22 protein-coding genes, 2 tRNA genes and 4 pseudogenes are annotated in these 18473 nt (G+C 69.3%); 22 read left to right on the top strand and 6 right to left on the bottom strand.

Features of this window, described 5'->3' with window-relative positions; translation table 11 throughout:
- Positions 1–4 precede the first annotated feature (4 nt).
- Positions 5–2610, top strand: a pseudogene (gyrA, locus tag QQK48_RS08515) (DNA gyrase subunit A).
- Between the two features lie 201 nt (positions 2611–2811).
- On the opposite strand, the pseudogene QQK48_RS08510 reads toward gyrA, so the two are convergent.
- Positions 2812–3924 (bottom strand): annotated as a pseudogene (locus QQK48_RS08510) (MFS transporter); the annotation flags it as partial.
- Between the two features lie 294 nt (positions 3925–4218).
- Here QQK48_RS08510 and QQK48_RS08505 point away from each other — a divergent pair.
- The 13 genes and pseudogenes from QQK48_RS08505 (at position 4219) to QQK48_RS08460 (ending at position 10055) form a co-directional block, all read left to right on the top strand.
- Positions 4219–4725, top strand: a complete 507-nt coding sequence (locus QQK48_RS08505) for a serine aminopeptidase domain-containing protein (protein ID WP_284328172.1) — start codon at positions 4219–4221, stop codon at positions 4723–4725.
- Between the two features lie 53 nt (positions 4726–4778).
- A complete protein-coding gene (locus tag QQK48_RS08500; protein WP_284328171.1) occupies positions 4779–5225 on the top strand; it encodes an alpha/beta fold hydrolase in 447 nt (148 codons plus the stop codon).
- The gene (locus QQK48_RS19660) at positions 5222–5671 is read left to right on the top strand and encodes a glycerophosphodiester phosphodiesterase (RefSeq protein ID WP_348523542.1); all 450 of its coding nucleotides are present in this window, start codon (positions 5222–5224) and stop codon (positions 5669–5671) included. Before QQK48_RS08500 ends, QQK48_RS19660 begins: the two co-directional genes overlap by 4 nt.
- Positions 5672–5679: 8 nt before the next feature.
- Positions 5680–5985 carry a glycerophosphodiester phosphodiesterase family protein gene (locus QQK48_RS19655; RefSeq protein ID WP_348523541.1) on the top strand — a complete coding sequence of 102 codons (306 nt, stop codon included), beginning with the start codon at positions 5680–5682 and terminating at the stop codon, positions 5983–5985.
- Between the two features lie 52 nt (positions 5986–6037).
- A complete protein-coding gene (locus QQK48_RS08490) occupies positions 6038–6502 on the top strand; it encodes a Fur family transcriptional regulator (protein ID WP_431308314.1) in 465 nt (154 codons plus the stop codon).
- A gap of 24 nt (positions 6503–6526) precedes the next feature.
- Positions 6527–7375: pseudogene (locus tag QQK48_RS21555) on the top strand (catalase); the annotation flags it as partial.
- A 28-nt stretch (positions 7376–7403) separates the two neighbouring features.
- Positions 7404–7637, top strand: a pseudogene (locus QQK48_RS21550) (catalase); the annotation flags it as partial.
- A gap of 6 nt (positions 7638–7643) precedes the next feature.
- Positions 7644–8306, top strand: coding sequence for a catalase-related domain-containing protein (locus tag QQK48_RS21545; protein WP_431308412.1), 663 nt, complete (start codon positions 7644–7646; stop codon positions 8304–8306).
- Positions 8233–8961: a DUF3566 domain-containing protein gene (locus tag QQK48_RS08480; RefSeq protein WP_284328169.1), complete on the top strand. Its 729-nt coding sequence runs from the start codon at positions 8233–8235 to the stop codon at positions 8959–8961. Before QQK48_RS21545 ends, QQK48_RS08480 begins: the two co-directional genes overlap by 74 nt.
- Complete coding sequence (locus tag QQK48_RS08475; RefSeq protein WP_284328168.1) at positions 8958–9089, top strand: DUF3566 domain-containing protein; 132 nt, start codon at positions 8958–8960, stop codon at positions 9087–9089. Before QQK48_RS08480 ends, QQK48_RS08475 begins: the two co-directional genes overlap by 4 nt.
- Positions 9090–9182: 93 nt before the next feature.
- Positions 9183–9257 (top strand) — tRNA-Ile (locus QQK48_RS08470).
- Between the two features lie 55 nt (positions 9258–9312).
- Positions 9313–9388, top strand: a tRNA-Ala gene (locus QQK48_RS08465).
- A 40-nt stretch (positions 9389–9428) separates the two neighbouring features.
- On the top strand, positions 9429–10055 hold the full coding sequence (locus tag QQK48_RS08460; protein ID WP_284328167.1) for a LysE family transporter: 627 nt from the start codon (positions 9429–9431) through the stop codon (positions 10053–10055).
- Between the two features lie 20 nt (positions 10056–10075).
- Here QQK48_RS08460 and QQK48_RS08455 read toward each other — a convergent pair whose 3' ends face one another.
- On the bottom strand, positions 10076–10309 hold the full coding sequence (locus QQK48_RS08455) for a hypothetical protein (RefSeq protein ID WP_284328166.1): 234 nt from the start codon (positions 10307–10309) through the stop codon (positions 10076–10078).
- Positions 10266–10805 carry a hypothetical protein gene (locus QQK48_RS08450; protein ID WP_284328165.1) on the bottom strand — a complete coding sequence of 180 codons (540 nt, stop codon included), beginning with the start codon at positions 10803–10805 and terminating at the stop codon, positions 10266–10268. The genes QQK48_RS08455 and QQK48_RS08450 overlap by 44 nt, the downstream gene beginning before the upstream one ends.
- An 87-nt stretch (positions 10806–10892) precedes the next feature.
- Here QQK48_RS08450 and QQK48_RS08445 point away from each other — a divergent pair, with 87 nt between their 5' ends.
- The 8 genes from QQK48_RS08445 (at position 10893) to QQK48_RS08410 (ending at position 17513) form a co-directional block, all read left to right on the top strand.
- The gene (locus QQK48_RS08445) at positions 10893–11972 is read left to right on the top strand and encodes a lamin tail domain-containing protein (RefSeq protein WP_284328164.1); all 1080 of its coding nucleotides are present in this window, start codon (positions 10893–10895) and stop codon (positions 11970–11972) included.
- Entirely contained in the window at positions 11902–13008 is a 1107-nt protein-coding gene (locus QQK48_RS08440; protein WP_284328162.1) for a hypothetical protein, read from the top strand. Before QQK48_RS08445 ends, QQK48_RS08440 begins: the two co-directional genes overlap by 71 nt.
- 10 nt (positions 13009–13018) lie before the next feature.
- On the top strand, positions 13019–14428 hold the full coding sequence (locus QQK48_RS08435) for a metallophosphoesterase (protein WP_284328161.1): 1410 nt from the start codon (positions 13019–13021) through the stop codon (positions 14426–14428).
- A complete protein-coding gene (locus QQK48_RS08430; RefSeq protein ID WP_284328160.1) occupies positions 14415–14594 on the top strand; it encodes a hypothetical protein in 180 nt (59 codons plus the stop codon). Before QQK48_RS08435 ends, QQK48_RS08430 begins: the two co-directional genes overlap by 14 nt.
- A 324-nt stretch (positions 14595–14918) precedes the next feature.
- Entirely contained in the window at positions 14919–15479 is a 561-nt protein-coding gene (locus tag QQK48_RS08425) for a hypothetical protein (protein ID WP_284328159.1), read from the top strand.
- Between the two features lie 266 nt (positions 15480–15745).
- On the top strand, positions 15746–16801 hold the full coding sequence (locus tag QQK48_RS08420; RefSeq protein WP_284328158.1) for a putative bifunctional diguanylate cyclase/phosphodiesterase: 1056 nt from the start codon (positions 15746–15748) through the stop codon (positions 16799–16801).
- Positions 16776–16949: a hypothetical protein gene (locus QQK48_RS08415; RefSeq protein ID WP_284328157.1), complete on the top strand. Its 174-nt coding sequence runs from the start codon at positions 16776–16778 to the stop codon at positions 16947–16949. The genes QQK48_RS08420 and QQK48_RS08415 overlap by 26 nt, the downstream gene beginning before the upstream one ends.
- Positions 16950–17513: a DUF5317 domain-containing protein gene (locus tag QQK48_RS08410; RefSeq protein WP_284328156.1), complete on the top strand. Its 564-nt coding sequence runs from the start codon at positions 16950–16952 to the stop codon at positions 17511–17513.
- 15 nt (positions 17514–17528) lie between these two features.
- Here QQK48_RS08410 and QQK48_RS08405 read toward each other — a convergent pair whose 3' ends face one another.
- The 3 genes from QQK48_RS08405 to QQK48_RS08395 are packed head-to-tail and all read right to left on the bottom strand — an operon-like array spanning position 17529 to position 18428.
- Entirely contained in the window at positions 17529–17855 is a 327-nt protein-coding gene (locus QQK48_RS08405) for a hypothetical protein (protein WP_284328155.1), read from the bottom strand.
- Entirely contained in the window at positions 17852–17980 is a 129-nt protein-coding gene (locus QQK48_RS08400; protein WP_284328153.1) for a hypothetical protein, read from the bottom strand. Before QQK48_RS08400 ends, QQK48_RS08405 begins: the two co-directional genes overlap by 4 nt.
- Positions 17961–18428 carry a hypothetical protein gene (locus QQK48_RS08395; protein WP_284328152.1) on the bottom strand — a complete coding sequence of 156 codons (468 nt, stop codon included), beginning with the start codon at positions 18426–18428 and terminating at the stop codon, positions 17961–17963. The genes QQK48_RS08400 and QQK48_RS08395 overlap by 20 nt, the downstream gene beginning before the upstream one ends.
- Between the last annotated feature and the right edge of the window lie 45 nt (positions 18429–18473).

Genomic DNA, 18473 nt, shown 5'->3' with positions numbered 1-18473 from the left:
GGAGATGCAGCAGTCGTACCTCGACTACGCCATGTCCGTCATCGTCGGGCGCGCACTGCCCGATGTCCGTGACGGACTGAAGCCCGTCCACCGTCGCGTCGTGTACGCGATGTACGACGGCGGCTACCGTCCCGACCGCTCGTTCTCCAAGTGCACCCGCATCATCGGCGAGGTGATGGGTAACTACCACCCGCACGGTGACTCGGCTGTCTACGACACCCTCGTCCGCATGGTGCAGGACTGGTCCCTGCGCTACCCCCTCGCCGCGGGCCAGGGCAACTTCGGTTCCCCCGGTAACGACCCGGCCGCCGCGCACCGTTACACCGAGGCTCGCATGGCGCCCATCGCCATGGAGATGGTCCGCGACATCGACAAGGAAACCGTCGATTTCCAGGACAACTATGACGGCAAGACGCAGGAGCCCAAGGTGCTCCCCGCGCGCTTCCCGAACCTCCTCGTCAACGGCTCGGCCGGTATCGCTGTCGGTATGGCGACCAACATCCCGCCGCACAACCTGCGCGAGGTTGCCGCTGGTGTCCAGTGGTCGCTCGAGCACCCGACGGCCTCGCGCGAGGAACTCCTCGAGGCGCTGATCCAGCGCATCCAGGGACCCGACTTCCCCACCGGCGCGCTCATCCTTGGCCGCAAGGGCATCGACGAGGCGTACCGCACGGGACGTGGCTCCATCACGATGCGTGCCGTCGTCAACGTCGAGGAGATCCAGGGCCGCCAGTGCCTCGTGGTCACGGCGCTGCCGTACCAGGTGAACCCGGACAACCTTGCGCTGAAGATCGCCGAACTGGTGAAGGACGGCAAGGTATCCGGCATCGCGGACATTCGTGACGAGACCTCGGGCCGCACCGGCCAGCGCCTCGTGATCGTGCTCAAGCGCGACGCTGTGGCGAAGGTGGTGCTCAACAACCTCTACAAGCACACGCAGTTGCAGGAGACCTTCGGCGCCAACATGGTCGCCCTGGTCGACGGCGTGCCGCGCACCCTCCCGCTCGACTCGTTCGTGCGCCACTGGATCACCCACCAGATCGAGGTCATCCAGCGACGCACCGCGTACCGTCTGCGCGAGGCCGAACGCGAGGCCCACATCCTGCGCGGCTACGTGAAGGCGCTCGACCAGGCTCGACGAGGTCATCGCGCTGATCCGTCGCTCGCCGTCCGCGGACGAGGCGCGTCAGGGCCTCATGGAACTGCTCGACGTCGACGAGGTTCAGGCCAACGCGATCCTCAACCTCCGCCTGCGTCGCCTCGCGGCCCTGGAGCGTCAGAAGATCGAAGAGGACTACGCCAAGGCTCATGGCGGAGATCGAGGACCTCAAGGCGATCCTTGCGTCCGAGGTGCGTCAGCGCACCATCGTGTCCGAGGAACTCGACGAGATTGTCCGCAAGTTCGGTGATGAGCGCCGCACGGAGATCTCGCCCTTCGACGGCTCGGTGGACATCGAGGACCTCATCGCCGAGGAGGAGGTCGTCGTCACGATCACCCGCGGCGGCTATGCCAAGCGCACCCGTTCGGACCAGTACCGGGCGCAGAAGCGTGGCGGCAAGGGTGTGCGCGGCGCGACTCTGCGCAGCGACGACATGGTGGAGCACTTCTTCGTCACCACCACCCACCGCTGGCTGCTGTTCTTCACCAACTTTGGTCGCGTGTACCGCGCCAAGGGCTACGAGCCTTCCCGAGGGAGGCCGTGACTCAAAGGGTCAGCACGTCGCCAACCTGCTCGCGTTCCAGCCGGGTGAGGAAATCGCTCAGGTTCTCGACATCGCGTCCTACGAGGACAAGCCGTACCTGGTGCTCGCCACCAAGCGCGGCCTGGTGAAGAAGACCGACCTTTCGGCCTACGACTCGAACCGCTCCGGCGGCCTCATCGCGATCAACCTGCGCGATGTGGAGGGTGAGGACGGCGAACTGCGTCCCGACGAACTCGTCTCGGCTCGCCTTGCCGGCCCCGAGGATGACCTGATGCTGGTGTCCCGCAAGGGTCAGTCGGTGCGCTTCCACGCCACCGACGAGGAGATTCGCGCCACCGGCCGTGCCACCTCGGGCGTGAAGGGCATGAGCTTCCGGGACGACGACGAGCCTGCTCGCTCTCGACGTGATCGGGTCCGATGTCCCCGAAGGCACCGACGATGACGACGCCCCCGAGGTGGACGGCTCCGAGGTCGACGGCCCGGAGAACGCGGTCACCGATGGTCCGTTCTCGTTCGTGGTGACCGAGCTTGGCTACGCCAAGCGCACCGCGGCATCGGCCTGGGATGCCAAGCACCGTGGTGGCCTCGGCGTGAAGGTGGGCAAGGCTCACCGACGAGCGCGGCGATCTGGTGGGCGCGTTGCTGGTGGACGAGACCGACGAGGTGCTCGTGATCATGGAGTCCGGCAAGGTGGTCCGGTCCAACGTGGCGGAGGTTCCTGCCAAGGGCCGCAACACGATGGGCGTCATCTTCGCCAAGCCCGGCAAGGGTGACAAGGTCATCGGCATCGCCCGCAACGTGGAGCGGAAGGTCGAGGAGGAGGTCGAGGCCGAGGAGGACGCCGCCGAGGCTCCGTCCGCCGAGACCCCCGCCGCCGCGGAGACGCCCGCGACCGACGAGTCCTAACGCGACAGCGATCGAGGCCCCGGAGCAAGCGTGCTCCGGGGCCTCGACGCATGTCTGGGCACCCTCATTGCCCACCAGGAGGCACCCGAGTGCACGGGAGCGCCCTCACCGTCCACTGGCGCGCGGCCGGGTGGGCGGGGCCGGGCGAGGTGCTGGGGGGAGTGGTGCTGGGTGTGTGGGGGCTGGTGCTGAGGCCAGGGCTCAGGCGCGGCCGGGCTGCGGGGTCTTCATGAGGAGCAGCAGCGCGAGGCCGATCGCCACCACCGCGATGACACCGAGCGTTCCCCAGATGGTGGCCCCGAAGACGGTGATCGACAGCGACCACATCGCGGGCGCCATGAACGATGCCGCCCGCCCCGTGGTGGCGTACAGGCCGAACATCTCCGCCTCGCGCCCCTCGGGCGAGACCCGCGCGAGCAGCGATCGCGAGGCGGACTGCGCGGGCCCCACCATTCCGGACAGCAGCAGGCCGCACACCCAGAACACGACGGCCCCGACCGAGTGCAGGGCCACGATCACGAGCCCCGCACCCACGATGACGCCGAGCGACAGCACGATCACGCGGCGCGGACCCCAGCGGTCATCGAGCCGGCCGGCGATCACCGTCGACACACCGGCGACAAGGTTGGCGGCGATGCCGAAGATGATGACCTGCTGGTCGGAGAAGCCGAAGGCCTTGGCGGCGATGATCGCGCCGAACGTGAAGACGCCGGCGAGGCCGTCGCGGTACACGGCCGATGCCAGGACGAACCACAGCGTCGAGCGCGCCTCATGCCACAGGCGGCGCAGGTCCGCGACGAGGACGGCATAGCCGCGCAGCAGGCGACGGTGGGCCGGCGGCGCACCTTGGTCTCGGGCACGTAGGCGAACAGCGGCCACGCGAAGATGAGCGTCCAGACGGCGCAGCCCACGGCGATGAGCCGGTAGGCCATACCGTTCGAGGTGTCCATGCCGAACCAGTCAAAGGTGTCGAGCAGCACCACCACGACCAGGGCCACGATGCCGCCCATGTAGCCCAAGCCCCAGCCGAGGCCGGAGACGCGCCCCATGGTGGACGGGGTCGAGACCTGGGTCATCATCGCGTAGTAGTTCACGTTGGCGATCTCGGCCACGATCGAGCCGACGGCGATGAGGCCCGCGCCCAGCCAGAAGGCGTCGGGCGTCGCCTCGACGAAGTACAGGCCTCCCACGCAGGCCACCAACAGGAGCGTCATCCAGCCCAGCCACGACTTGCGGCGACCCGAGGCATCGGCCCGCTGTCCGAGCACCGGAGCGAGGAGCGCCACCAGGATGCCCGCGGCCGTGATGCCCCACCCCAGGTTGGCGTCGAGTGCGGCGCTCGCGGCCTTGTAGGTCGGGTCGTCCTTGCCGAGCTCCACCACCGCAGGATCGATGAAGCTTGTCCGAGGTCAGGTACAGCGCCGTGAAGACGAAGGTGATGATGACGGAGTTGAAGGGCTGGGTGGCCCAGTCCCACAGCGCCCACGCCCACACCTGCTTGCGGGGAACCGTGTCGGCATCGGGATGGCCGGGGGCATCCGCGGTGGCGGGCAGCACGGCGTCGTGGTCGCTCATGCGCCAAGTGTGCCGTTGCCAGGTGAATCGTGGGTGACGGCCACGCGGCGGGTCCCGCGGATAGGCTCGGACCATGAGCACGCTGACGTGGGCCCCCGACCTCCTCGACGGCTACGAGGCGGCCGACCTCGGCGCGCCGGCCGCGGGGCCCGGTCAGGACGATGGGCCGCTGACCAGGACACTCGTGCGCCGCACCGCCGTGCCGGAGCGGGTGCGGGGGTCGCGCTCATCGTCCACGGCTACAACGACTACTTTTTCGCCACGCATCTGGCCGATGCGATGGCTCAGTCCGGCTGTGCGGTCTACGCCGTGGACATGCGCCGCGCCGGCCGTTCGTTGCGCGACGGCAACCAGGCGCACCACATCGGCCATATCGACGAGTTGGGTGAGGACATCGCCCATGCCGCGGCAGCGGCCGTAGCCGATGCTGCCGCGCGAGGGCTCGGCAGCCTGCCCCTCGTGGTGCACGCGCACTCGACGGGGGCCTGGCCGCCACGATCTGGGCGCACGACCGCCCCGACCCGGCCCTTGCCGGTCTGATCCTCGATGGTCCGCTCTTCGGTTTGCCGCTGTCGGCGTGGCAGGCGGCCGCCATGAGGATCGTCCCCACGTTGGCGCGTTTCCAGCCGCGGCGGGTGGTGGTGCCAGCGCCGTCGCCTTACACGACGGGGTTGCGCGATCGCGGTTGGGTCTTCGACACGGCCTGGAAGCGACCGGAGGGAGTGGGGGCCACGGCGGGCTGGCTCGCCGCCACGCTTGCGGCTCGCACCAGGGTGGCGGGAGGGCTCGGGATCCGCGTGCCCGTGCTCGTCGCCTCCGCGGACTCCACCGGGCCTGACCGGCTCGATAATCCGCGCCACGGAAGCCAGGACACCGTGGTGGATGTCGCGGCCATCGAGCGGGTGGCGGCCGGACTCGGCAGCGACGTGGAGCGACTCGTGGTGCCCGGGTCGATCCACGACCTGGCGCTCAGTGCGGACGAACCTCGCGAGCGCTACCTCGACGCGGTGAGGGTGTTCGTGGATAAGGTGCTGGAATGAGCCACCCGTACTTCGACAACGGCGGGCGTCCCGCGGCGCTGGCACACCGTGGCTTCTCGCTGGACGGCCTCGAAAACTCGATGAAGGCGTTCCAGGCGGCGGTGGATCTGGGCTTTGGCTACCTCGAGACCGATGCCCACGGCACGGCCGATGGGGTGGCGGTCGCGCTCCACGACGAGACGCTCGACCGCACCACCGATGCGACGGGTCGCGTGGACGAACGGCAGTGGTCGTCGGTGAAGGCGGCGCGCATCGGGGGCCTCGAACCCGTTCCGGCGCTCGAGGACGTGCTCGGCACCTGGCCGGACGTCAAAGTGAACATCGACGTCAAGGGCGACTCGGGCATCGTGCCGGTAGCCAAGGCCATCGAACGCACCAAGGCGCACGACCGCGTGTGCCTCGGATCGTTCAGCGTCGAGCGCAGGCGCGAGACCCTCGCCTGCTGAGCCGCCCCGTGGCGCGACCGGCGGCGCAGCGCGAGGCCGTCGCCTGGTGGGTGGGTAGTTTCTTCGGGGCAGACACCGCCAAGACGCTGGGAGACGTGGACGCGCTTCAAATCCCGTGGCGCCAGAAGAACATCCCGATCATCTTTCCCGGCCACGTCGAGAAGGCTCACGCCGCGGGCAAGCAGGTCTACATCTGGACGGTGAACCGGGTGGATCACATGGAGAAGTTGCTCGACATGGGCGTGGACGGCATCGTCTCGGACCGCGCGGACCTTCTCAAGGAGGTCCTGATCTCTCGCGGTCAGTGGGCATAGCGCGTTCGCAGTACCGCCCCCTCTTTTGACAGAGTCAAAACAACCTGTCACCATGGTGAGCATGGAGACCACCGCCACCGTCGAGCCCATCGCGCTGCTGCGCGGTGCTGGCCTGCGCGTGACGGACAGCCGCATCGCCGTCATCGCGGCCCTTGCCGACCACCCCCACTCCGGCGTCGACGCGGTCCTCACCGCCGTCTCGATGCACCTCCCCCACACCTCACGCCAGGCCGTCCACAACGTGCTGAACGACCTCACCGAGGCAGGCATCGCACGCCGGATCGAGCCCGCGGGGCAGCCGGGACTCTTCGAACTTCGCGTAGGCGACAACCACCACCACATCGTGTGCCAGCGGTGCGGTGCCGTCGCCGACGTCGACTGCGTCACGGGGCACGCGCCCTGCCTGACGCCGAGCACGACCAGCGGCTTCGACCTCACCGAGGCCGAAGTCACCTTCTGGGGCATCTGCTCAGCCTGCAAGGTCACCCAGGCCGAGCCGGCGGCATCGGCCCTGTGAACCCACGACCCTAAGGAGAATGCCGTGAGCGACAAGTTCACCACCACCAACTCCGGAGCGCCCGTCGCATCGGACCAGCACTCGCAGACCGTCGGCAACGACGGTGTCACCGCGCTGACCGATCACTACCTGGTCGAGAAGGCGGCCCAGTTCAACCGTGAGCGCGTGCCGGAGCGAGTGGTCCACGCCAAGGGCGGCGGTGCCTTCGGTACCTTCACCACCACCAACCCCGAGATCGCCAAGTACACCCGCGCGGCGCTGTTCCAGGACGGCGTCCAGACCGAGATGCTCGCGCGCTTCTCGTCGGTCGCAGGTGAGAACGGCTCGCCCGACACGTGGCGCGACCCCCGCGGCTTCGCGCTGAAGTTCTACACCACCGAGGGCAACTACGACCTCGTGGGCAACAACACCCCCGTCTTCTTCATCCGTGACGGCATCAAGTTCCCCGACTTCATCCGTTCGCAGAAGCGCCTCCCCGGCTCGCACCTGCGCGACAACGACATGCAGTGGGACTTCTGGACCCTCCAGCCCGAGTCCGCACACCAGGTCACCTGGCTGATGGGCGAGCGCGGCCTCCCCGCTCGTGGCGCGAGATGCAGGGCTACGGCTCGCACACCTACCAGTGGACGAACGCCGAAGGCGAGCGCTTCTGGGTCAAGTACCACTTCAAGAGCCAGCAGGGCGTGCACGGCCTCTCGATCGAGGAGGCGGGCCAGGCTCGCGGGCTCGGACGCCGACCACCACATCCGTGACCTCTACGAGCACATCGAGGCCGGAGACTTCCCCAAGTGGGACCTCCACGTCCAGGTGATGCCCTACGAGGACGCCAAGACGTACCGCTTCAACCCGTTCGACCTCACCAAGGTGTGGCCGCACGCCGACTACCCGCTCATCCCCGTGGGTGTCATGGAGCCTCAACAAGAACCCCGAGAACTACTTCGCGCAGATCGAGCAGGCCACCTTCGCGCCCTCGAACTTTGTCCCCGGCATCGGCGCCTCGCCCGACAAGATGCTGATGGCGCGCATCTTCTCCTACGCGGACGCTCACCGCTACCGCGTGGGCACCAACCACGCCGACCTCCCCGTCAACGCGCCCCACGCGGCCGATGCCAACGGCCACTCGTACTCGAAGGATGGCGCGATGCGTTACTCCTTCTCCTCGGCCTCCACGCCGGTGTACGCGCCCAACAGCAAGGGTGGCGCGCACGCCGACGCCGAGCGTGCCGGTGACGCCGGAAACTGGGAGTCCGACGGTGCGATGGTGCGCGCCGCCGCGACACTGCACGCGGAGGACGACGACTTTGGCCAGGCGGGCAGCCTGTACCGCGACGTCTTCAACGACCAGCAGAAGGCGCACATCCTGGACCAGATCACGGGTCACGTCGGTGCCGTGAAGTCCGACGGGATCCGCGAGCGGGCCATCCAGTACTGGACCAACGTCGACGCGAACCTTGGCGCCCAGCCTGCGCGCCAACCTCACCGGCGAGGCGCCCGTCGAGGCTGGCGAGCCCGGCACCGGCACGGAGCCCGTGAGCGTCTAGCCCACCCCGTATCGGGAGGCTTGATGGTGGCCTCCCGATCTCTTCACCCGACGCGTGAGCGTCGCCGATGGCCGGGTCCCCTTGCGGGGCTCGGCCATCGGCGTGTCGGGCTACTTCAGCCTGAGAGCGCGCTGAAGTACCCTGGAGCCTTGATGCCGCGCGCCTGGCGCGGCTCGACGAGGAGTTTTCATGACCGCGGACGACCGCGCCACCCGATCCGGCCAGACCTTCACCCCGCAGGGCTTCCAGCCCACCACGGGTGACGTCCCCGTCTCCGGTGGAGCCCCGACCACGGGCCAGACCCCCACGCGCGCGTCCCTGCGCCCCACCACTGGCCAGCAGCCGGTCTCGGGCCAGCAGCCCGTGTCCGGTGCTCAGCCCACGGCGGCGCAGCCCGCCGCGGCTCAGCGCTCGTTCGCGCCGGTGTCCGGCGTGCAGGCCACCGCGCCCACGCAGCAGGTGCCCGCGCCGTCGGTGCCGGCCGCCACGCAGGCGCTGCCCACCGCGAAGCCGCGCACCACCGCAGACGAGACGCCCACTGGTGAGCAGCCGTCGGCGCCCGCCGAGGGCGGCGTGACCGCGGTGCTCGGAACCGGCGTCGAGAAGCTCAAGCAGTATGGCGGTCGCGCCAAGCGCTCGCTCACCGAGGGTGACGACATGGCGTCTCTCGCCGGCAAGGGAGCGCCGCGCCGTGCCCGCGTGCTGGTCTCGCGCATCGATCCGTGGTCGGTCCTCAAGATCGGCTTCCTGCTGTCCGTGGCCGTCGGCATCATGACGGTGGTCGCCACGTATGTGGTGTGGCACGTGCTCGATGGCCAGGGCCTCTTTGTCCTTGCCAACGAGTGGATCGGCCAGGCTCTTCACCGAGCCCCAGGACCTCAACCTCATGCAGTTCTTCCAGGCTCAACAAGTGGATGAGCGCGGCGGTGCTGATCTCGGTCGTCAACGTGGTGCTGCTCACCGCACTGAGCGCCATCGGCGCCTTCCTCTACAACGCCGTCTCCTCCGTGGTGGGCGGCGTCTACGTGACCCTCACGGACGACTAACCACCGCGCCACCTGTCCCCGGGGCCCGTTGCCCGTTTTGGAGAAGCGGGCGCCCGTGGGGTATGGTTGGTCGCCGCGGCAGTCGCCGCGAAAGGGCCCATACCAGGCGGTTAGAGCGCTTCGCTGATAACGAAGAGGTCGGAGGTTCAAGTCCTCCTGGGCCCACCACGGTGGGAGCACCGCAAGGTGAACACCGCAGAATCCCGCTTCGCGAGATTCACCAGGGGCCTTGGCGCAATTGGTAGCGCACCTGCTTTGCAAGCAGGGGGTTAGGGGTTCGAGTCCCCTAGGCTCCACCACTACGCTGGCCGCCATGACGGCCAAGCGAACGCCCTCCTGATGCACGCGTTGCTCGAGGGCATCATCGCGGGCCTCGCGGTCGCGATCCCCCTGGGAGCCATCGGCGTCCTCATCATTCAGCGCGCCGTGGAACACGGATTCGTCTCCGGCGCCGCGGCCGGCCTTGGCACCGCCACGGCCGATGCCGCCTACGCCACCCTGGCGGTGACCGTGGGCGCCGCGGTGGGGCCCGCGATCGCTGAGCACGCCACCGCATTGCACTGGGCGGCGGCCGTGGTGCTCATGGTGGTCGCCGTCGTGCTCGCACGTCCCGTGTGGTCGCGAGGAGACGCGTCTGTAGTCGCGGCACCCCCGGATGCTCGCGCGGCTTCGCCGCTGCGCTCGTACGCGATGGTGTTGGGACTCACGCTCGCCAACCCCACCACGGTGATCTACTTCGCCGCGCTGGCCGCGGGTCCGGCGCTCGGGGCTCACGCGTCGGGGGCGTCACGCGCCGCGTTCGTGGCGGGCGTGCTGTTGGGGTCGGCGGTGTGGCAGGTGGTGCTTGCCGCCGTGGGTGCGGGCTTCCGGTCACGGCTGCTGACCCCCACCGCGAGACGGTGGACGGCGGGCGTGGGTGCTGCGCTCGTGGTGGTGCTGGCGCTGCGATCGGCCATCGCCGCCTAGGGACTCCGCGCGATCGGCGGCTACTGCACTTCCCAGGTCACCGGCGCGGTCATGTAGTCGGCGGCCGTGCCCTGGAACGTTCCCGAGTAGCGCACGCCGGTGAGTTCGGCGTCGTACCTCACCAGCAGCGTCCAGCAGCCCTCGGCGGTGCCGTCCGCCGACAACGCCGCCACGTCCACGGGCGTGCACGTCGACGGTGCGCCCTCGCCCTCAGGGGCGGACGCCTCGCCGCCCGTGGTGGTGGTGCCGGTCACGGAGGCGGGTTCGGTGATGGTGAAATCTGCGGGCACCTGCGGCCCGCTGACGGTCGCCGTGTAGTGCACGAACACCGGGTATTGGTACCACAGGCTCGTCGACCTCGGCATCGGTGAGGACGCCCGCGAGGTCGTCGATCTCGCCCGTCTCGACGTCACCGAGCGTGAAGGCGATGGCCACCTCGGTCTGCGTGCCGGCGGCGTCCTGTGCGAGGGCGGGCAGGACCAGGTCATCCCCGCCCGCCACCGTGGAACCCGGGGCGGCGAAGGGTGCGGCCTCGGCCGGCTCGGTGGCCGATGGCGACGGAGTGGCAGTGCGGGTCACCGTGATCGCGGGGCTCGGGGCCGGGCTCTCGGCCTCGCCCATGCAGCCCGTCAGGGCGAGCAGTGCGACACCCGCGGTGACGATGGCGCGAGGTCGCAGGGATCTAAGGCTCTCCACAGCAACGACCCTAGCGCCGCGCCCCACCGCAGATGACGCATCGGCGATGGACATGACGGTCCCGTGACGCCCCGGTGAACCTTCGACGCAAAGGGCCGGATCTGATTGCCGCGTGGGTGTCGCGTGGGTTGACTCTCGACCGTGAGCGTCACTCTTCGCCGACTCGCCGTGGCCTCCCTCGTGGCGGCCGTCACCCTCGCAGGGCCACAGGCCCAGGCGACCGAGGGGGCAGCCGCGACCGCCGCATCGGCCGCGCCCCTGCCCACGGTGGTGTGGCCGCCACCGGAACCGGAGCGCTACGACCCCGTGCTCCAGATCAGCGAGATCGTGGCGAACTCTCCCAACTACGATGGCACGGACGCGTTCGAGTACGTCGAAGTGCGCAACGCCTCCGACGGCGCGCTCGCGTGGGACGACTTCCGCATCAGGTACGTCTACCCGCTTGCGGACCTGAACCCCATCTCGACCGTCGAATGGCCCACCACCACGCAGGACATCGTCCTCGCGCCCGGAGCCACGCTCGTGCTGTGGATCCGATCCGAGGCGACGCGCGGCCTCTCGGTGGCGGACTTCAACGCCGCCTACGGCACGGCGCTGGTCGAGGGCGAGACGCTCGGCATGGTGGACGCCAGTGGCCTGTCGAACTCCGTGATGCGCGGTTTCGAGATCCTCACGGACTCCGGCATCCAGGCGGCGCGGGCCTATTACAACGAGGACGGCAACGCCGATGCCGCACACCTCGCGGGAGTGCAGTACGCCCCCACCGAGGACGCCGGTGGCATCAACGCCCGCGAGGGGCTGGCCGCCCCCAGCCCAGGCGTGGCCGCTACGCACGCCGACGCGGCGCTGATCGCCACGGCACCTCAGGGCCGCGAGCCCCGGCTCCGCGATGAGTCGCCCACCCAGTTCACGCCCGGCACCACGCTCGACCTGGAGGCATGGGCCAACGACGACGGACTGCTCCACAGCGTCGAGATCGAGGTGTGGAACAACCGCGACACCGCGCCGGTGCGCCACAGCCTCACCAAGGATGAGATCGGCAAGTTCCGCTTCCACCTCTCCGGCGCGGACACCGTGGGCCGCGAGAGCCTTCACCTACCGCTTCACGGTGACGGCGGGCAGCCAAGTGCTCCACGGACCCGAGACCACCGTGACACGTGCACGCGAACCCGAGGCCTTGCGCATCGGCGGCGGACACAACGCTCAGCCGCTCGGCGCTGACCTGGTCGAGCCCCTCGTCGCGCCGCCGCTGACCAGGGCCAACGGCGCCTACGTCGCCGGAACTCAGCGCCTCGTCGCCGGAGGCGACGCCTACCCCGCGACCCACACCCTCGCCATCGACGGCGTGGAGGTGGACGGCGAGCCAGAACTCGAATTCGAGCCCATCCTGGCCTTCGACGCCACGCTGACGGACCCGTACTTCCGTCACGGCGTCATCGTCGACGGTGACGTGCTGGAGGTCTTCGACGAGGGATTCCTCGGCACCACGGAGACCGTCGAGACGCCGCTGCCCCTCGACGCGGTTAATCCCGGCGAGCCGGTCGTGGCCCGCATCTACTCGGGCACCAAGGCCGCCCCGGAGATCGACCCCGACGAGGTCAACGACGACTTCATGGCGCGCAACGTGCGGCTCGGCCTGCCCGACGGCCGCATCCTGCGCCCCCGCGAGATCACCGACGCGACCGAGTGGATCGACGTGGGCGACAACCCCGGCGCGCTGAACTATCTCGAGGTCACCTTCGACGTCCCCGATGATGCCTTCACCGCGCTCGGCTACACCTGGGACACCACCGCCGCCGCCGACGGCGATCACACCTTCACCGCGACCGACGGCGACCACACAGCAAGCCTCGACCTCCGCGTCGACAACACCGCACCGGTGCTTGACCCCACGCTCGCGGCGGACGCCCAGGTGCGCGGCGACACCGAGTTGGACGTCGCCGCCGACGACCCCGGCGCCGGGGTGGCCGAGGTCGCCGCGTCGCTCGACGGCCGCAGCATTCGCCTCCCCCACGCGTTGTCGTCCCTGACCGACACCCCCGGCGATCACGTCGCGACCATCACCGCCACGGACCGGGTGGGCAACGTCTCCACCGCGTCCGTGCCGTTCACCATTCCGCGTGAAGACCCCACGGTCGCCACCACCCGCACCGTCACCTCCGGAGACGGCCTCCTGCTGAGCGCCACCGTCGACGACGCCTCGGCCGACCCGCTCGACGTCGCCTTCGCACGGGGCCAGCAGGCTTGTGCTTGGTGAGGACGTCGCCGTGACGACGGGCTCCGTGGCCGATGCCGCCGCCACCGACCGCTCCGGCGGCACCGCGGCGGACGCGACGACGCTGCGCGCGCTCGCGGCGAGCGACGATGCTGCTGTCACCACCGAGGGCGCGGATGCGCTGCCCTACGTCCTCCTGGAGGCCGACGTCCCCGAGGGCTCCGCCCAGGTGCGGCTCGTGTGGACCGGCAGCGCCGATGCGGACGCGCGGCTGACCCTCAGCGTCCTCGACGAGGACGCCGAGACCTGGACAGCCGTCGATACTGTCACCACCGCATCGGCCGATGACACCGTCACCCTCGAGGCCGTGGTCGACGCCTCGCTGGCCCGCGACGGCACCCTCACCGCTGTGGTGCAACACGGCATCGGCTGGGCGGGCCCCGACCTCTCCCCGCGCGAGGACGTCGCCGAACAGCACCACGCCGACGACACCCCGCGCTCCGAGTACGACTTCACCCTCGCGTGGGAGTCCGACACCCAGTACTACAACGCCCAGGCGGACATCTACGACCGCCAGACGTCGATCCACGACTACCTGCTCGCGCAGCGCGACGACCTCAACCTCCAGTACCTGGTCCACACGGGAGACGTGGTCGACTGGTCGGGCCAGCAGGAGCAATGGTTGCGGGCCGACCCCACGTACGGCGACCTCGACGACGCGGGACTGCCCTACGGCCTGCTCGCGGGCAACCATGACGTCAACCAGACGACCAACGACTACACGCAGTTCTCGCAGTGGTTCGGTGCCGAGCGCTACGAGGACAACCCCTGGTGGGGCGGCGACCACCTCGACAACCGCGGGCACTACGACCTGGTCAGCGCCGGCGGCATCGACTTCCTGTTCGTGTACATGGGGTGGGGCGCGGGTGACGACCAGATCGCGTGGATGAACGACGTCCTCGCGGCGTACCCCGAGCGCATCGCGTTCGTGAATCTGCACGAGTACATGCTCACCACCGGCGGCCTCGGCCCGCTGCCGCAGCGGATTCACGACGAGGTGGTGGCCACCAACCCCAACGTGAAGTTCGTGCTTTCGGGTCACTATCACGACGCCTATACGCGCCTGGATTCGTTCGATGATGACGGCGACGGGGTCGATGATCGCACCGTCACGTCGATGCTGTTCGACTACCAGGACCTGCCCAACGGCGGCGAGGGCTACCTGAGGCTCCTGCATTTCGACAACGACAGCCAGACCATCCAGGTGCGCACCTACTCCGACTACCTGGGCGACTACGACGCCGTGCATCGGGTGCTTGACGACGAACATCAGGAGTTCACCATCCCCTATGCGCGCGCGGGCATTCGCGCGGAACCGCATCGGCTCGTCAGCGACGAGCCTGCGCGTCGACGCGCTCGAGGGCGCGAGCATCGCGGACTTTTCGCAGGTGCCCGCGGGTGACACCGTGAGCGCTGCGTGGGACGGAGGCCATGCGGGCGACGGCTGGTACCTGACCGCCACCGACCCCTACGGCGGCACCGTGGTCTCGGATGTTCAGGAGGCACCAGCCGCTCCCACCTACGTGGCCGCGGCCTCCGTGAAACGCCTGGTGCATGCCCTGCAGTGACGAAACTTCCCTTCCCTTCGGGCCGTCGATGGGGGAGGATGGAGTGCGGTCGTCAATCGGCGACCGTCACCTCCGTGGACGATGGCACGACCGCGAGACCCGGTCTTGGCCGGGCCCCGGGGTTCGTCATGGGTGGCCTCCTGCTACGCACATCGTTCCGTTAAGTCCAGGGGAGTCACCTATGAAGAAGTGGAACCTTCTCAACAACAGCAAGGTCGTCCGCGCGACGGCCAGCGCTAGCACCATCGTCGCCGTTGCCGTGATTGTCGGCGCCGGCTACAAGTGGAACTAAGCACGACCTCCGGCGGGGGCGGTGGGCGCTCTGTGAGGCGCTCATCGCCCTCGTCGCTGTCGATATACGTCACCCTCGTCAGCGTCGCGGGGGTTCTGGGCGTCGCCGCCACCCTGCTCCTGACGCCGTGGGGAGACGCGGGTGCCTCGCCGCTGTGGTGGCCGTGTGCGTTCCTTGCTTTGGCCGCCATCGCTGGCGAGGTGAAGCCCATCCGCCTGGTCCTCGGCGACGCTGAGCCACGCACCCTGTCCACCTCGGCGCCGTTCATCCTGGCCCTGATCGCTGTCGCAGGCATCGGCGTCGCGGTCGCCGTCCAGGTGATCGCGAGCCTCACCGACGACATCCTGCAGCGCAGGTCCCCCACCAAGTCGCTGTTCAACACCGCCCAGTACGCCCTCAGCGTGCTCGCGGGCGGCCTCGTGTATCTCGCCCTGACGGACGGCTTCACGCTCCACGCCCCGCTCGATACGCCCCCCCCCGCTTCCCGCGTTGCTCGCGGGCGGCGTCGTCATGGTGGGCGTGAACTGGTTGCTGGTCGCTGGAGTCGTGGCGCTCGCCATGAATGCGCCGCTGGGCGAGGTCATGCGTCATGACGCCCGCCACTCGATCGTCACCCACCTGGTCCTGCTGAGCGTGGGCGGCATCGCCGCCGCGATCGCGAACGAGGGAGTGGGCGTCATTCTTCTTCTCGCCGGGCCGGTCGTTGCCGCGCATCTCTTCGCGGCATCGGCCGCCCGGCATGCGCACGACGCGACGCACGATGCGCTGACGGGCCTGGGCAACCGCAGCCAGGCGGACCACGAGCCTGGGGCGTGCGCTGGCCGATTCTCGGTCCGAGGGCGCGTCCGGGCCCGGTCTGGTGCTGCTCGACCTCGACCACTTCAAGGACTTCAACGACACGCTCGGGCACCCCGTGGGCGACACGATCCTTCGTCAGGTGGCCGGCCGGTTGGTGGGGGCGGCGCCGCCTGGCGCTACCGTGCACCGCCTCGGCGGTGACGAGTTTGCGGTGGTCGTGACGGGCGGGTTGGCCGCCGCGCGGCAGGTCGCGTATGACCTGCTGGGGGCGCTCGAGGACCCCATTCAGGTGGACTCGCTCGAACTCCTCGTGCGCGCCAGCGCGGGCGTCGCCGTGGCGCCCATGCATGGCGCGGACGTCGAGACGCTGATGAAGCACGCTGATATAGCGCTGTATCACGCGAAGGTCGAGCGCGACCGGATCTCGCTGTACTCCCAGGAGTTCGACGTCAACACCCTTGAGCGGCTGCAGTTGCTTGCCGATCTGCGCGCGGCGATCACCGACGACCAACTGCGCGTGGTCTACCAACCGCAGGCGAGGCTTGCCGACCGCACGGTGGTGGCCGTCGAGGCGCTGGTGCGCTGGCATCACCCGCAGCGCGGGGTGGTGCCGCCCGACGCCTTCATCCCGCTGGCCGAGAACTCCGGCCTGGTGTTCTCCATCACTGCGTTCGTCCTCGACCGCGCGCTGCGCGACCTTGCACACTGGCGCGAGCAGGGTTACGAGATCCGGGTCTCGGTGAACCTCTCCGCCCGCCACCTCTCCGACCTGGCGCTCACGGCCCAGGTGGCCGATGCCCTGGGTCGCCATCGCGTTCCCGCGGGCGCCCTGGTCTTGGAGGTCACCGAGACCGGCATTCTCGCCGATGCGGTGCGTGCCGACATCGTCATCAGGGGCCTTCGGGCGCTGGGCGTGGAGGTCGCGATCGACGACTACGGCACGGGCAATGCCTCCCTGGCCTATTTGCGCCGCCTGGAGATCGACGAACTCAAGGTGGACCGGTCGTTCGTGACGCACATCCGTTCGGTCGATCATGACCGGATCATTGTGCGTTCCACCATCGAGCCTTGCCCTCGCCCTGGGCCTGCGGGTGGTCGCGGAGGGTATCGAGGATGAGGCCACGGCCCTTGACCTGCTGGTGTTCGGCGACGTCATTGGCCAGGGCCACCACCTGGGCAGGCCCATGCCCGCCGATCAGATCGACGAGCGCCTGCGGCGTGACGCCGTGAAGCCTGCCCGGCAACGGCGCGTGAGGGTGACCTGAATGTTGATCCTCGCCCTCGGCGTTCTCGCCGTCGCCTCTCCCCTCGTGGCGGGCCGCTGGCCCGCCACGCTTTTGCTGCGCCGTTGGCGGTGGCCCGTGCTGATTTGGGGAGCGCTCGCGGCCCAGATCGTGATCATCGAGTTCGACGCGCTGCATGGTGCTGCCCCTGTGCTTCACATCCTCACGTATGTCGCGGCGCTGGCGTTCCTGTGGCTCAACCGTGCCGTGCCGGGAGCGCTCGTGGTGGGCGCGGGCGCGTTGTCCAACGGGCTCACCATCGCCCTCAACGGAGGCGTGCTGCCGGCTCGCGCGGGAGCGGTGGAGGCCGCAGGGATCGACCCCGGATCCGACTTTGCGAACTCGGCGGTAGTGGACGACGCGGTGCTGCCGTGGCTGGGCGATGTGTTCGCGTGGCCGGAGCCGTTGCCGCTCGCCAACACGTTCTCCGTGGGCGATGTCCTGATCATCGTGGGTGTCGCGATCGCCGCGTGGAGTGGGTCGGCGCGGCTGGGGCGTAGCGCCCCGGACGTGAATCAGGGGCCCGGCGTGGCGCCGAACCCCTGAGACGGAGAGCCTGAACTACTTCTTCTTCTTGGTGTCGCTCGCGGTGGGGGTCTCGTCCGTGAGGCCCTCGTCCTCCCACACGTCCTCGGCATCGTCGATGGCGTCGACGGCCGCGTTGGTGGCGCGTGAGCGTGCCTCCTCCACTCCGTTCTTGACCTTCTCCGCCTCGGTGGTCGCGGTGGACTTCACCTTCTCGATCGTGTCCTGAGCCTGGCCCGCGACCTTGTCGAGCGCGTCCTCGGCCTGAGACTTCACCTTGTCGATGGTGGGGGCGGCCTTGTCCAGGGCGTCCTTGCCTGCGGCGCTGGCCGCATCGGCACCCTTCTTCGCGGCGGCCGTCACCTGGTCCACTGCCTTGTTGACGTTGTCGCGCGCTGCTGCTTCATGTCACCGTCGGTGTCGAACTGCCACTCGTCGTCCTCACCGGCCCACTCGTCGCGGCCCGGGTCACGACGGGCCCACACCACGAGCGCCGCGGTGCCTGCGGCGACGAGGGCGCCAGCGATCAGCAGGCTTGCCGAAACCGCCGCTCTTCTTCTTGGGTTCCACAGCGGCGGCCTCGACGGCGCTGATCACAGCGGGAATCGCGGCACCCACGATGGCGGCGTGGGCGATGTCCGTCCACTCGGTGGCCTTGCCGCCCGCGCGGCGCACGTACGGCGAGGCCTTGCGGGCGCCGGCGTGATACGCCTTCTCCGCCTTGGGGGCACCCCACGCGACGGCCTTGCCTACCTGCGGGCCCGCCCACTCCTGCGCCTTCTTGACCTGAGGGCCAGCCCACTCCTGGGCGCGCTTGGCGGCAGCCTTGGCCGATGCGGTGGCCTGGTCAGCGGCGATCTTCGCCTTGGCGGCGGCCTCCTCGGCCTGAGCCCTGTACTTGTCCACGTCCTTGGCTTGGTGCTTCTTGCGTCCCACTGTGCTGCCTCCGTACGGTCTCAGGGTTTCCTGGTCTCTCATCTT

It is taken from the genome of Demequina litorisediminis (assembly GCF_030161615.1).
GTDB classification, from domain to species: domain Bacteria; phylum Actinomycetota; class Actinomycetes; order Actinomycetales; family Demequinaceae; genus Demequina; species Demequina litorisediminis.
This window is presented reverse-complemented; position numbering and strand designations above follow the sequence as displayed.